Here is a 14,132-nt window from a genome sequence, read left to right as displayed (position 1 = left end):
ACCCTTCCCCGCCCATAACCTTATGCACGGCGCCGGCAAATACGGCCTCGCATCGCTGTCGAATCTCGACCAGCTGCCGCCGAAGGGCGCCGTGCTGATCGCCGCACCGCTGAAGCTCGTCAAGGGCACCGGCTCGCCGGTCCGGGCGCTGGCTCTGATCGCCTGATCCAGTCGAAGGGCCGGACCCAGAAGATTCCGGCCCTTTCCGTATCCAGCAGGAAGACGGGCGGCGGCATGGCGGATTTCGACTACATCATCGTCGGCAGCGGCATCAACGCACTGGTCGCCGCCGCCATGCTCGGCAAGAAGGGCAGGAAGGCCCTCATCTTGGAGCGCAGCGACCGCATCGGCGGCTGCCTGCGCACGGAAGAGATCACCGAGCCCGGCTTTATCCACGACGTGATGGCCACCACCATGGTGCTGTTCCTCACGTCTCCCGCCTATGCCGCGCTTGGCAAGGACCTCGAAGCCCGAGGCCTCGAATTCGCCCATGCCGACCTGCCGACCGGGGTGCTGCGGCCGGACGGTTCTTCCGTCGTCTTCTCCAAGGATCGCCAGCGCAATATCGCCACCTTCGAGGCACTCGCGGCCGGCGACGGCAAGACGTTCGACAAGGAAATGAATGCGCTCGGCGCCGATGCCGCCTTCCTGTTTTCGCTGCTCGGCGGCGCCCTTTGGTCCGGCACCACATTGAAGACGGTCGCCAGGCAGGGGTGGGACAAGGGCCTGCGCCAACTCGCCGCCTGGTTCGGCGATGCGCTGACACCAGCGCGCGGCTATCTCGAAACCACCTATAAATCCGAAGCCGCGCACGCCCTCTGGGCTCCCTGGGTCCTGCATTGCGGCTTGGCGCCGGAAAGCGCCTATTCGGCCGAAATGCTGAAAGTTATCGGTTTCGCGATCGAGCTCGCCGGCTGCCCGATCATCAAGGGCGGTGCTGCCAACCTCGTCGCGGCCTTCGAGCAACTGATCGCGGATCAGGGCGGCGCGATCCGTATCGGGGCGGATGTCGAACGCATCCTTGCCGGCCCGGGCAATAAGGCCGCCGGCGTGCGGCTGGTTGGCGGCGAGACGATCGACGCCACGTCCGGCGTCGTCTGCTCCACGACCCCGAACCAGATCTATGATCGACTACTCAAGGACTGGCCACAGCCGGCCCCTGCCGAGATACAGCACAGCGTCGCCCGCTATCGCTACGGTAAGGGCAACATGCAGATCCACTACGCCCTTTCCGCACCGCCGCGCTGGAAGGGTGATCCGGACCTCGGCAAGGTGGCGCTGCTGCACCTGACATCCGGTCTCGACGGCGTCTCGCGCGCCACCAACGAATGCGAACGCGGGCTGCTGCCCGCCGAGCCGACCGTCTGCGTCGGCCAGCCCGCCAGCTTCGATCCTTCGCGCGTGCCGGACGGCAAGTCGATACTCTGGCTGCAGCTTCCCGAAGCGCCGCGTTTCATCAAGGGCGATGCGGCCGGTGAGATCACCGCTCCTGCCGACGGCCGCTGGACCGACGACTTGCGCGAACTTTATGCCGACCGCGTCGAGGCTCTGCTTTCCCGCCACATCGACAATTTTGCCGAAATCAAGCTCGCCCGACGCGCCTACTCGCCGGCCGATCTGGAGGCGATGAACATGAACCTCGTCGGTGGCGATCCCTATGGCGGCTTCTGCGGGCTCGACCAGTTTTTCCTCTGGCGGCCCTTCAAGTCGTCTGTTAACCACCGCACCCACGTGCCGGGCCTTTATCATATCGGCGCCTCGACCCATCCGGGACCGGGGCTTGCCGGCGGCTCCGGCTTTCTGCTCGCATCGTCGTTGCGTTGAAACGACGTGGTCTAGGAGACATGGATTTCATGGCAGAACGGTTTTCAGGCGTGGTGCTGCGCTGGCACCAGGAGAGCGATCAGGAAAATCGGCCGACCATGGGCGAGATCGGCCTCAACCATTTCGCACCCTATCTGATGAACCGCATCATCTCCCGCTGGAACTCCAACATGGCGGAGGAACTGCGCGAATACGACCTGTCGACCGCCAAGATGCGCACGCTCGCCGTCCTCAGCGTCTCCGCTTCGCTCACCATCAACGAGCTCTCCGTGTTCGCCGTCATCGAACAGTCGACCATGAGCCGTACGCTCGATTCCCTCGAAGACCAGGGTTACATCCGCCGCACGCCGCGGGCCGAAGACATGCGCATCCGCGATGTGACGATCACCGAGGAAGGCCGCGCCGCGTTCGGGCGCTTCTGGCCGACCATGTACGGTTCACTGCTGCGGATGTTCGACGGCATCGATGAGGAGGAATACCGCGCCTTCACGGGCACGCTTCACAAGATCCTCCTCAACATCCGCAAGCACGAGATCTGATCGGTCTATTTCGTCAGCCGTGTCTGAAGGCTGTCGCGGATGCGCTTGCCCAGCGCCTGGTAGTTCTCGTCGAAATGATGTCCGCCCTCGATCGGCACGACTTCGACGCCCTTATCCTTCAGCGTCGGGCAGGGATCGTCGTCCTCATCGGTGCCGTAGACGCATTGGATGAACTTCGGATCGATCTTGGCGATATCGGTCATCGGATCGCCGCCCTTGCCGTCGCCTGAAACGCCAAGCCAGCCGGTCACGGAAATCTCGTAGTCCACTTCATGCGACAGGCCGAGCAGCGTGATCTGCTTGACGCGAGCCCGGTCCTCGGCCGGCAGGAGGTTGTAGGTGGCGGGCAGTACATCGGCGCCGAACGAATAACCGACCAGCAACACGTTCTGAACGCCCCATTGCCGGCGATAATGTTCGATAATCTTCGCCAGATCGTCCGCCGTCGCTTGGGGGGTGCGCTCGGACCAGAAATACCGCAGAGAATCCAGCCCTATCGTCGGAATCCCCTGGGATTGCAGATAGCCCCCCACCTCGCTGTCGAGGTCTCGCCACCCGCCATCGCCGGAAAAGATCACCGCCATCGTGTTCATGGCCGGCTTGGCTTCGAGCACGTTCAGCGGCAGGTCGAGCGGCTGGTTGGTTCGGCCCGCGGCAGCGATGCGAGCGGCAAGCGCCTGGGAGAGCGCCACATCGGAAGTCTCGCTCGAATTGCTAAGCTCGACCTCGGGGTGATCCTGTTTCAGGCGAAGGCCATGTGCCTTGCCGGCGGTATCGGCGGTCGCGGTGGAAATGATCGTCACGACGGACGGCAGGGCGCCGTCGTCGAAACCATAGACCGTGCGATTGCCGACCTTCTGTTTGGAAGCCGGCGTGCAGAGTTGCTTGGCAAGCGGAACGCCGGCAAGCGGGTCGACGGCAATCGCCTCCTCGATCGTCGCATTCGGGCTCTGGGAGATCATCGCCAGCGCCAGTGCGCCACCTTCTCCGATGCCGGCAACGATCGGGTGGCGGTATTGGCTATTGCCGATCCGCCGCTGCACCTGCTGGGAGACGTCCTCGATATCGGAAACCATATAGATGCAGTCGCCGTCGTCGGCGGCCAGCGACTTGATGTAGGAGGGGAAATCGATGCCGACCACGGCGGCACCGGCAGCGAGCAGCTTCTGCGCCTCCGTGTCCTCCCGAGCCCCCCAGCCCTGCCCGCCTGAAATCAGGAAGACGATGCCTTCGAGCTCGCTGCCATTGTTCGGCAGGAGGATGCGCGGCTGCGGGATAAGGCCCGTATGATAATCCTGCTGATCCTGGGCAGCCGCCATCGGGACACCGGACAGCAGCGCTGCAAACACGACAGCAAGAAAACGCAGATACATCATTTACCAACCACTCCCCTCAAGCCGCCGCCGATCAGGAGCGTCGCGTCCATCATCACGATGGCGGGGCTGACGCCCCCTGCCACAGCGAGATAACGGGGCTCCCAGGCGGGATGAAACTTCGACTTGAAAGCCTTCAACCCTTTGAAATTGTAGAACCGTTCACCGTGCTCGAAAACAACGCTGCCGATCCTGTCCCAGGCGAGTGCCGCTTCGCGTGTGGACATGCCGGATAGCGGCGCCATGCCGAGATTGAAATGTCCATAACCGGCATCGCGGAGATATTCCATAATCTTCACGAACAGGAAATCCATGGAGCCTTTCGGCGCATCCGGCATGAAGCGCATCAGATCGACGGTGCCTTCGTATTTCGTGTCGGTGAGCGACAGCGTCGCGAAGGCGACGATACGATCCTCCTTCTTGAGCACCGCGACCGGCTGGGCGCTGACATAGTCATCCCGGAAAGCGCCGAGCGAGAAGGTTTTCTCGCGCGTGTTGTGATCTTCGAGCCAGGCATCCGAAACGCGCCGGAGTTCTTCGATATGCGCCATCACATCCGGCTGCTCGATGACCGAAAACTCCAGCCCTTCGCGCGCACCTTTGTTGACGGCCTGACGAAGCCCGGCCAACCGGCCGCCCTTGAGGTCGAAGCTGGACAGATCGACGATCGCCAATTCACCGAGCTTGAAGGCCCTGAGACCTGCGTCGGCGCAATGCGAAAGGAGGCTGGGCGAAATCTGATAGAGCACGGCGCGGCCGCCTCGAGCGCGGGCTTCCTCGACGAAACGCCAGACCAGATCAGCCGTCTCCTCCTGCGGCCCGATCGGATCGAAAAGTGCGATCCAGGAGCGGCCCTGGATGCCGTACATGATGAAGGCATTGCCGCTCTCGGAGAACATCAGCCGCTTGTCGCCCATCCGGACGAGGTTGGCATCGGCATTGTCCTGAGCCATGACGAGCTGGATCGCCCGCTCGAGATCGTCCGCCGTGGACAATGCCGAACGCCGGGCCGCCGGCCGCAACAGGCTGAACACCGAGATCGTCGCCGCAAAAATCGCAAGGCCAAGGACTGCACGCAGTCCGCGCGGCGCTTCCTCGGAAAATTCGAACTGCCACCAGAGCTCGCGGCTGTAGTCCACTTCGCGATAGACGAAGAGCAGCACCGTGATCGCCGCCGCGACGACGATGAACATGGCAGCGATCCAGCTCGGCGTCAGCACCTGACCGAACAGCGACGCCCGGCGTTTGAACTGCTTGGCACTGAGGAACAGGCTGACCAGCAGGATGATCAGGAACGTCGCCTCGAAAAGCGCGATCGCCCGCATGAAGGCGAAAACCAGCGCCAGAGAGGTGCAGACCATGGCTGTCCACCACGCCCCGTCCAGCCGCTGGCCGATGCCGCGCGCCGCGACGAACAGCAGCAGGCCGAGGATGCTGGAAAGGAAATGCGCGCCTTCGAACACCGGCAGCGGCAGGTAGTTGCCAAGAAAATTGATGTCGGAATCCGGCGTCGGCGTCACGCTCGAGAAGATCAGCATTGCGCCGGCGATCATCGAGAAGGTCGCCAGAAGCGGCGGCGCGAGGCGGAATTCAAGCTTTCGAAGCGTCGATGCAATGGGGTGATGGGCAAGTTGGCGAATTTCGACGCCGATCACCACCAGCGTTGCGATGAGCAGCGGCAGGACATGATAGATGACGCGATACAGGACGAGGCTGCCGAGCACTTCATCGAGGCTGACCGTATTGCCGAGCGCCGCGACGATCACCGTCTCGAAGACTCCGAGACCGGCCGGCACATGGCTGAGGACACCGAGGCCGACGGCGGTCGCATAGATCGCCAGGAAGGACGGCCAGCCGATTTCCGTCTGCGGCAGAAGCACGTAGAGGACCGAGGCGGAGGCGGCGACATCAAGCGCCGTGATCAGGAATTGCTGCGAGGACGTACGGCTGTCCGGTAGGCGGATGCTCAGGCGTCCGATGGATACCGTCTGTCCGCCTCGCCCGAGGATCAGAAGAGCGATGAGCACGAGGATGATCGCAATCGCGCCGGCGCGAACCCAGATGCCGTCGACATCGAGGATTGCTCCTATCCTCGGCGCCGTGACCAGCGACGCGAGCGCGGTGACTGCCAGAAGCCCGATGCCGAAGGCGAGCGTCACGAATGCAATGACACGGCCGATGTCGTCGGGTGAAAGCCCAAGGCGCGAATAGGCGCGGAACCGGATCGCCCCGCCGCTGAGAGCTCCGAAACCGGCCGTATTGCCGACCGCATAGGCGCTGAAAGCGGTGATCGCCACAGGCACGAAAGGCAGCGTCCGGCCGATATAGGTGATCGCGTTGATGTCGTATCCGACCAGTGCCGCGAAACTCAGTGCCGTGAAGAAAACCGCAAGGCCGATCGAAGACCAGCGCGTATTGGCGAGCGCCTCGATGACGTCGTCGTAGCTCACCTCGTTGGTGAGGTTGTAGATGGCAAATGTCGTGAACGCGAAAACCGCCAGCGCCGCCAGGGCGATGAGGTAAGGACGGTACGTCTCAAGGATGTCTCGAAAGCGACTTGGCTGACGAACCGTGGATTCCATGTGGGCTGCCGGTGCTGGAAAAATTACGCATCTAGAGTTTGGTCAGATGCGCAGCAAAAGCAACGGGATCGCGGCTATAATGTGTCTTTATGCTTAAAACCTAAAGCGTCGAGACCGTCTTCAGCGCGCCATCCAGCGCAATGCCGCTTTCGTCCAGAAGGGCCGCCTGACGCAGGCGTTTCATCCAGGCCGCGCCGTCTTCCCGATCTCTCAGGCTCGTCAGCGCCGACATCACCCGGTCGAACTTCGAGAGCCCGCGCGCATGGGTATCGGAATAACCCTTCACCAGCCGGCGATTGTTGATCACTTCCACCGCGAGATCATAGTTCCGCGGGAGCAGCGAGGTCGCCGCGTCGAGCCAGGCTTCGCGATGCTCGGTTTCGCGTGAGTGACGCAACGTGCCGCGGCGGGTGCGGCGCAAGGCTGCAAGCGTGTAGAGCGTCAGGAACCAGAACAGCGTGCCTGTCTGCACCCGGCGGCCCTTGTTGATACGGCGGTCGAGCCAGGCAAAGACCTTTGGGCGGTTTTCGACCCAGAGACCCAGCCGCTTCGGCATGGTCCCGACGACCTCTTCCATGCGCGGATGCATGTATTCGGTCATATAGAGAATCTGGTCCTGCTTAACGCCGACCTCCTTGGCGACCCGATTGAAGCGGGTGCCGCGGGTCTTGAGGTCCGCGACGCGGATGACATCGTCATAAGCCATGGCGACGGCGACATATTTTGCGGACTGGACGGTGAAGGCATATTCGCGGTCTTCCCCACCATTGGCACGGTCGAGAGCATGAAGTTTGCCGACCCGATCGAGATATTCGCTGGCATAGGCCGGATCCTGGAAATCCGTGAGCTTCTTGACGCCTGCAAACAGCAGCGGCCAGGCGACCTCCGGAAATTCTGCGCGCAGGCGGTGCACCAGCCGGTCGAGATCCGGGTGGCCGGCGGTTTCAGGCATGACGTCGAAACGCTTCGGCGCCATCGCGACCACTTCGTCGCGCGGCTTGGTTTTCGCCCGCTCATAGGCGGCATTGAAAGCCCTGAGACTGGGCTCGACACCCTTGCCGCCGCCGCGAATGGTCGCCTCGAAAGCTTCCTTCGGGAAAGGCAGCATGTCGGCCGCCGCAAGAGCGCCGAACATCGAGGCGGAAATCACGCTGCCGTTTTTCGTCGCCAGCGTGTCCATGTCGAAGGCGATGGTGCGCTTGGCGGCAAAATCCGTGGCGCCGACCACCACGGTCGGATCGCCGATGCCATCGCCCGGCTTTTCCTTTTCGCCGACCGCAAAGGAGCGATGCGTCGAGGCGATCAGCGTGGTCTTGTCCGGCGTGACGAGGCCGCGCAGCACGGAGCGGCCGGCCTCCATCAACTCTGCAGCAAGCACGACATCCACGTCGCCCGGCGTCGGCATCAGCGAAAAGATCGGCGAGACGCCATCGCGGGCGGGCAGCATCTCGATGTAATAGATCGTCGCGCCGGTGCGCTGGGCAACGCCCGGCACCGAGGTGGACTGCGCCATCCAGCCCTGCTCTTCGGCAAGGCCAACGATCCAGTCGGCCAGCACGCCGCCGCCCTGGCCGCCCATGGCCATGATCGCCAGCGCCAGCGGCTTGTCGGAAGCGTAGAGCGTCTTGAGATTCACGGTCTCGTTCATCGATCAAGCCTCCGCAAAGACGACGCGGCCGGCGGCGCGGCGGGCCTGCAGCCAGCCGATCACCGAGCTACGGAATTTCGAGAGGAACTTGTCCCAGCCCGTCGGATTGTGGATGATATCGGCGCGATAGAACGAAGGACAGAGAACAGCCGCCTCGGAAACCTCGCCGCAATTGCCGCAGCCGACGCAACTGTTGTCGATCGCCGCGACCGGATCGTCCTTCAGCGGATCGTCGGTATGCTTCACCGATAGCGACGGGCAACCGGAAAGCCGAATGCAGGCGTGATCCCCGGTGCAGACGTCCTCGTCCACCCCGAAACGCTCCTTCACCATCCGCTTGCCGTCCTTGACCGCCTGGTTGAAGAGCGGTTTGACGCGGCGCTGCTTGTTCAGCATGCATTCGGAGGAAGCGACGATGATCTTCGGGCCTTTCTCCTTGGTGGTCAGCGCTTCCTTCAGGGTGTCGCGCATCTTGGCGACGTCATAGGTGCGATCGATCTGGCGCACCCAGGTGGCGCCGATGCCCTTTACCGCGTTGACGATCGAATTGTTGGTCTTGCGGTTCGGGTTGACGGCTCGTGACGACAGGATGTCCTGTCCGCCGGTTGCCGCGGAATAGAAATTGTCGACGACGAGGATGACGCCGTCCTGCTTGTTGAACACCGCATTACCAACCGAGGTCGCCAGGCCGTTGTGCCAGAAACCGCCGTCGCCCATGACCGCAATCGAGCGCTTGTCTGCCTCGACATTGAAGGCGGAAGCGGAAGCAGGACCAAGACCATAACCCATCGTCGTGCCGCCAATATTGAAGGGCGGCAGGATCGAGAACAGGTGACAGCCGATATCGGCCGAGACGTGGTGTTCGCCGAGCTCCTTTTCGACCAGCTTCATGGCCGCAAAGATCGGCCGCTCCGGACAGCCGGTGCAGAAACCCGCCGGGCGCGCTGGCACGACTTCGGCCAGAGCCTTCACCTTCGGATCGTTGAGGACATCGCTCGGATCCGGTACCGGCGGCTGGTTGCCGAGAAGCAGGCGATCGTACATCTCGATGAAGGTTTTCAGCCCTTTCATCATCACAGGCGCGGTATATTCGCCACCGAGCGGCAGGATGTCCTTGCCGTGCAGGCGGGTCTGGATGTCGCGGCGGCGCATCAGCGTATGGAGCGTCTGCTCGACATATTCCGGCGCGCCCTCTTCCACCATGATCACGGCCTTCTTGCCGAGACAGAAATCGACCACTTCGTCGTCGATCGTCGGGTAGGCGACGTTCATCACATAGATCGGCACCGAGGAATTGCCGTAAACGTCTGCCAAGCCCAGCTGCTGCAGGCCACGCATGACGCCGTTGTAGAGACCGCCGAGCGTGATGATGCCGATCTCGCCTTCCTCAGGGCCGAAATACTCGTTGAGCTTCTTTTCCTTGATGAAGTTGACGGCAGCCGGCCAACGGCGCTCCAGCTTGTCCTTGTCCTGCGCAAAATTCGCAGGCGGCAGAACGATGCGGTTAACGTCGCGGACCGGGTTTTCCAGCGCCTGCCGAAGTGTGAATTTTGGCCGCTGGTTATCCCTGGCGACGAATTGACCATGCACGTGACAGGCGCGGATGCGCACCTCCAGCATGACCGGCGTATTCGACGCCTCCGATAGCTGGAAGCCATCCTCGACCGCCTGGACCATCGACGGCAGATTGGGGCGCGGGTCGAGAAGCCACATCTGCGACTTCATCGCGAACGCATGGCTGCGTTCCTGCATGATCGAAGAACCTTCGCCGAAATCCTCGCCGAGGATGATCAACGCGCCGCCATTGACGCCGCCGGATGAAAGATTGGAGAGCGCATCCGAGGCGACATTGGTGCCGGCCGTCGATTTCCATGTCACGGCACCGCGCACCGGATACATCACCGAGGCAGACAACATCGCCGCCGCTGCCGCTTCCGAGGCCGAGGTCTCGAAATGGACCCCCAGATCCTCCATGATGTCCTTGGCGTCGGCGAGCACATCCATCAGATGCGAGATCGGAGAGCCCTGGTAACCGCCGACATAGGAAACGCCGGATTGCAGCAGCGCCTTGGTGATGGCCAGAATGCCTTCCCCACGAAAAATCTCGCCTTCTCCAAGCTTGAGATCCTCGACTTCGCGCGCAAAAGATCGCTCGGCCATGGCACTTCCCCTTCGCCTTATCGGCTTCAATCCATAATAATTTGCAAAAGCATATTTTCGGCAGCCGCCATTTGTCAATTCACAAATGCCGGCAGAACAGCAAGTACTGCCGTGACCGAACATCGTGCAAGACAGAGAGGCAAGCGACAGCCATCAATATATATGCTGATGCATATTATTTGGTTGATCCCTGGCGAAAACTGCCGGAACCGCCGCAAATCCGCTTGACGGGTCGATCAAACGCCATATAGTTTAAACTTAAAATAATGAGCGACTGAACGTCAGGAGGACTTGGATATGCGCATCGTCTGTATCGGTGGCGGCCCGGCCGGTCTCTATTTCGCGCTCCTGATGAAGAAGCTGCATCCCGAGCATTCCATTTCCGTCGTCGAACGCAACAAGCCTTACGACACGTTCGGCTGGGGCGTGGTCTTCTCCGACGCCACCATGGTGTCGATGAAGGCCTGGGACCCGGAAAGTGCGGCCGAAATCGAGGACGCCTTCAACCACTGGGACGATATCGAGCTGCTGTTCAAGGGCACGCGCCAGCGCACCTCCGGCCACGGCTTCGTCGGCATCGGCCGCAAGAAGCTCTTGAACATCCTGCAGCGCCGCTGCGAGGCGCTCGGCGTCGAGCTTGTTTTTGAAACCGATTCCAATGGCGATGTCGATTATCCTGATGCGGACCTGATCATTGCGTCGGACGGCTTCAACTCGAAGATCCGCAACCGTTATCCGGCGGTCTTCGAACCGGATCTCGTCGTGCGCCCGAACCGCTATATCTGGCTCGGCACCAACAAGCTCTTCGACGCCTTCACCTTCGACTTCCGCAAGACGGACCACGGCTGGTTCCAGGCGCATATCTACAAGTTCGACGACAAGACCTCGACCTTCATCGTCGAAACCACGGAAGAGGCTTACGAAAAGCACGGCCTCGGCCAGATGGACCAGCAGAACTCGATCGATTTCTGCCAGGACCTCTTCTCGGAAGTCCTCGAAGGCTCCGAACTGATGACCAATGCCCGGCATCTGCGCGGCAGCGCTTGGCTCAACTTCAACCGCCTGATCTGCGGCAAGTGGAGCCATTTCAACGGCAACTCGCATGTCGTGCTGATGGGCGACGCCGCCCATACCGCCCATTTCGCCATCGGCTCCGGCACCAAGCTCGCCATCGACGATGCGATCGAGCTCAGCAACCAGTTCAACAAGCTCGGCCATTCCAAGGACAAGATCCCGGAAGTCCTCGAAACCTACGAGGAAATCCGCCGCGTCGATGTCGCACGCATCCAGAATGCCGCCCGCAACGCCATGGAATGGTTCGAAGTGGTCGGCCAGCGTTATGCCGATACGCTGGAGCCCGAACAGTTCATGTATTCGATGCTGACCCGCTCGCAGCGCATCAGCCACGAGAATCTCCGGCTGCGCGACCCCAAATGGCTGGAAGGTTACGAGCGCTGGTTCGCCGGGAAAAACGGCATCGAGGTGACCGGCAACGGCCGCACCCTGCCGCCGATGTTCACGCCCTATTCGCTGCGCGAGACCTATCTGCCGAACCGCATCGTCATGTCGCCGATGGCCATGTACTCCGCCAAGGACGGGCTGCTCGACGATTTCCATCTGGTCCACCTCGGCTCCCGTGCGCTCGGCGGCGCCGGCCTCGTATTTGGGGAAATGACCTGCGTATCGCCCGACGCCCGGATCACTCCCGGCTGCCTCGGCCTCTGGAACGAGCAGCAGGCGGCCGCCTGGAAACGCTTCGTCACCTTCGTGCATGACAATTCCGCCGCCAAGGTCGGCATCCAGCTGGGACACGCCGGCCGCAAGGGTTCGACCAAGATCGCCTGGGAAGGCATCGACCAGCCGGTCGAAGAAGGTGGCTGGCCGCTGATCTCGGCTTCGGCACTCCCCTACCTCAAGACCAGCCAGGTTCCGAAGGAAATGGACCGCGCCGACATGGATCGGGTGACGGCCGACCACGTCCGGGCAGCCCGATATGCGGCAGAAGCCGGCGCCGACTGGTTGGAGTTGCACTGCGCTCACGGTTATCTTCTGTCGAGCTTCCTTTCGCCGCTCACCAATATCCGCGCCGACGAATACGGCGGCAGCCATGAGAACATGGCGCGCTATCCGCTGGAAGTCTTCAAGGCGATCCGCGAGGTCTGGCCGCAAAACAAGCCGATTTCCGTGCGTCTCTCCTGCCATGACTGGTTCGAGGGCGGAAACACGCCGGAAGACGCGGCGATTTACGCGCGGATGTTCAAGGATGCCGGCGCCGACCTGATCGACTGCTCGTCCGGCCAGGTGTGGAAGGAAGAAAAGCCGGTCTATGGCCGCCTCTTCCAGACGCCCTTCTCCGACAAGATCCGCAACGAGATCGGCATCCCGACCATCGCCGTTGGCGCGATTTCGGAGGCCGATCATGCGAACTCGATCATCGCCGCCGGCCGCGCCGATCTCTGCGCCGTCGCCCGCCCGCATCTCGCCGATCCGGCCTGGGTTCTTCACGAGGCGGCCAAGATCGGCTTGACGGATATTCCCTGGCCGAAACAGTATTATTCCGGCAAGGCGCAATACGAAACCAACCTCGCGCGTGCTGCGGCCGCCGTTGCCTCTCCGTCTGTCGGCCCGGCGGCTGCGAAATAAGGATCGCGTCATGAGCGAAGCGCCCTCTGCCAGACTTTCCAGCGCCAGACTTGCCAACCGTCACGCCCTCGTCACCGGCGCGGGCTCGGGCATCGGCGCGGCGATTGCGACGGCGCTGGTGGAAGCCGGCGCGCGGGTGACCCTCGCCGGCCGGCGGGCCGAACCTCTGGAGGCACTTGCCGCAACGCTTGGCAGGGACAAGGTCTGCGTCGCGGACGGTTTCGACGTCGCCGACGAGATGGCCATCGACAATGGCCTGAAGACGGCGCGAGCCTCGTTCGGTCCTGTCGATATCCTCGTCAACAATGCCGGCGAAGGCCCGAGCGCGCCCTTCGAGAAGACCTCGCTGGAGATGTGGAACCGGGTCATGTCGGTCGATCTGACCGGCGTGTTCCTGGTGACCCAGGCCGTGCTGCCGGATCTCAAGGCCTTTGGCGCGGGCGCCCGCATCATCAACATCGCCTCGACTGCGGGGCTCACCGGTTATGCCTACGTCTCGGCCTACGTGGCCGCCAAACATGGCGTCGTCGGCCTCACCCGTTCCCTGGCGCTGGAGCTTGCCAGGACCGGCATCACCGTCAACGCCGTCTGCCCCGGCTTTACCGACACGCCGCTGATCGCCCGCTCGATCGAGACGATCGTAGCAAAGACCGGACGGACGGAAGAGCAGGCGCGACAGGAATTTACCAGGAGCAATCCGCAGGGGCGGCTGGTGAAGCCGGAGGAAGTCGCGGACACGGTTCTGTGGCTGGCATCGCCCGGAGCAGCGTCGATCAACGGACAGGCAATCGCAGTTGCCGGGGGAGAAGTCATGGCAGGCTAGTCGGCCTCGGCATGAACCAGAAAACGAAAACCGGGAGATCAGGATGGAACTGGAAAAGGGCATAACCGAGAGCGGTAGCGGATATAACGGCACCAGCTGGAATATCCTCGGCCAGGTCTATTTCCCAAAGGCTGTCTGCGACGACACCTTCGCCTTTGAAACCAACAGTCTGCCGGGACAGTTCGTGCCTGTGCACGTCCACCCGACGCAGGACGAATTCATCCTCGTGCAGGAGGGTGAACTCGATCTGAAGCTCGACGGCCAATGGGTCAAGGCGAAGGCCGGAGATCTGGTGCGCATGCCGCGCGGCATACCTCACGGTTACTTCAACAAGTCCGACAAGCCGTGCCGGGCGCTCTTCTGGGTCTCCCCGGCCCGCAAGCTCCAACAGCTTTTCGAAGAGCTGCACGAAATGACCGACGTGGAGGAGATCGTGAAGGTTTCCGCCGCGCACGAGGTGGATTTCCTGCCGCCCTCCGCCAACGACTGACCCGGGAGAGGTCCTGCCGCCCGGAAAGGGACGGTCGATGAAAAGGAGAG

At 62.3% G+C, this 14,132-nt stretch carries 9 protein-coding genes and 1 pseudogene; 6 read left to right on the top strand and 4 right to left on the bottom strand.

What is annotated here, in order from left to right:
- The 3 genes and pseudogenes from C5J26_RS33470 to C5J26_RS31540 all read left to right on the top strand — a co-directional run.
- Positions 1 to 166 (top strand): annotated as a pseudogene (locus tag C5J26_RS33470) (cyclase family protein); the annotation flags it as partial.
- Positions 167 to 234: 68 nt separating this feature from the next.
- Positions 235 to 1,824, top strand: coding sequence for an NAD(P)/FAD-dependent oxidoreductase (locus tag C5J26_RS31545; protein ID WP_105405361.1), 1,590 nt, complete (start codon positions 235 to 237; stop codon positions 1,822 to 1,824).
- Positions 1,825 to 1,853: 29 nt separating this feature from the next.
- Entirely contained in the window at positions 1,854 to 2,363 is a 510-nt protein-coding gene (locus C5J26_RS31540; protein ID WP_105405364.1) for a MarR family winged helix-turn-helix transcriptional regulator, read from the top strand.
- A 5-nt stretch (positions 2,364 to 2,368) separates the two neighbouring features.
- Here C5J26_RS31540 and C5J26_RS31535 read toward each other — a convergent pair whose 3' ends face one another.
- The 4 genes from C5J26_RS31535 to C5J26_RS31520 form a co-directional block, all read right to left on the bottom strand.
- Positions 2,369 to 3,739, bottom strand: a complete 1,371-nt coding sequence (locus C5J26_RS31535) for a virulence factor family protein (RefSeq protein ID WP_105405360.1) — start codon at positions 3,737 to 3,739, stop codon at positions 2,369 to 2,371.
- Positions 3,736 to 6,318, bottom strand: coding sequence for a bifunctional lysylphosphatidylglycerol flippase/synthetase MprF (gene mprF / locus C5J26_RS31530; protein WP_105405359.1), 2,583 nt, complete (start codon positions 6,316 to 6,318; stop codon positions 3,736 to 3,738). Before mprF ends, C5J26_RS31535 begins: the two co-directional genes overlap by 4 nt.
- Positions 6,319 to 6,418: 100 nt before the next feature.
- Entirely contained in the window at positions 6,419 to 7,966 is a 1,548-nt protein-coding gene (locus C5J26_RS31525) for an indolepyruvate oxidoreductase subunit beta family protein (protein WP_105405358.1), read from the bottom strand.
- A 3-nt stretch (positions 7,967 to 7,969) separates the two neighbouring features.
- Positions 7,970 to 10,126 (bottom strand): indolepyruvate ferredoxin oxidoreductase subunit alpha, encoded by a 2,157-nt coding sequence (locus C5J26_RS31520; RefSeq protein WP_105405357.1) that lies wholly within the window; start codon positions 10,124 to 10,126, stop codon positions 7,970 to 7,972.
- A gap of 297 nt (positions 10,127 to 10,423) precedes the next feature.
- On the opposite strand from C5J26_RS31520, the gene C5J26_RS31515 reads away from it, so the two are divergent.
- From C5J26_RS31515 to C5J26_RS31505, 3 genes are read left to right on the top strand one after another with little or no spacing between them, the layout of a single operon-like run.
- Complete coding sequence (locus C5J26_RS31515; protein WP_105405356.1) at positions 10,424 to 12,769, top strand: bifunctional salicylyl-CoA 5-hydroxylase/oxidoreductase; 2,346 nt, start codon at positions 10,424 to 10,426, stop codon at positions 12,767 to 12,769.
- A 10-nt stretch (positions 12,770 to 12,779) separates the two neighbouring features.
- Positions 12,780 to 13,592, top strand: coding sequence for an SDR family NAD(P)-dependent oxidoreductase (locus C5J26_RS31510; protein WP_105405355.1), 813 nt, complete (start codon positions 12,780 to 12,782; stop codon positions 13,590 to 13,592).
- A gap of 43 nt (positions 13,593 to 13,635) precedes the next feature.
- A complete protein-coding gene (locus C5J26_RS31505) occupies positions 13,636 to 14,082 on the top strand; it encodes a cupin domain-containing protein (RefSeq protein WP_105405354.1) in 447 nt (148 codons plus the stop codon).
- Positions 14,083 to 14,132: the final 50 nt, after the last annotated feature.

Source organism: Neorhizobium sp. T7_12, from assembly GCF_002968535.1.
GTDB classification, from domain to species: domain Bacteria; phylum Pseudomonadota; class Alphaproteobacteria; order Rhizobiales; family Rhizobiaceae; genus Neorhizobium; species Neorhizobium tomejilense.
This window is presented reverse-complemented; position numbering and strand designations above follow the sequence as displayed.

Coding starts and splice junctions, on each gene's coding strand:
- C5J26_RS31545 (WP_105405361.1), top strand. CDS start 235: ATGGCGGATTTCGACTACATCATCGTCGGCAGCGGCATCAACGCACTG.
- C5J26_RS31540 (WP_105405364.1), top strand. CDS start 1,854: ATGGCAGAACGGTTTTCAGGCGTGGTGCTGCGCTGGCACCAGGAGAGC.
- C5J26_RS31535 (WP_105405360.1), bottom strand. CDS start 3,739: ATGATGTATCTGCGTTTTCTTGCTGTCGTGTTTGCAGCGCTGCTGTCC.
- mprF (WP_105405359.1), bottom strand. CDS start 6,318: ATGGAATCCACGGTTCGTCAGCCAAGTCGCTTTCGAGACATCCTTGAG.
- C5J26_RS31525 (WP_105405358.1), bottom strand. CDS start 7,966: ATGAACGAGACCGTGAATCTCAAGACGCTCTACGCTTCCGACAAGCCG.
- C5J26_RS31520 (WP_105405357.1), bottom strand. CDS start 10,126: ATGGCCGAGCGATCTTTTGCGCGCGAAGTCGAGGATCTCAAGCTTGGA.
- C5J26_RS31515 (WP_105405356.1), top strand. CDS start 10,424: ATGCGCATCGTCTGTATCGGTGGCGGCCCGGCCGGTCTCTATTTCGCG.
- C5J26_RS31510 (WP_105405355.1), top strand. CDS start 12,780: ATGAGCGAAGCGCCCTCTGCCAGACTTTCCAGCGCCAGACTTGCCAAC.
- C5J26_RS31505 (WP_105405354.1), top strand. CDS start 13,636: ATGGAACTGGAAAAGGGCATAACCGAGAGCGGTAGCGGATATAACGGC.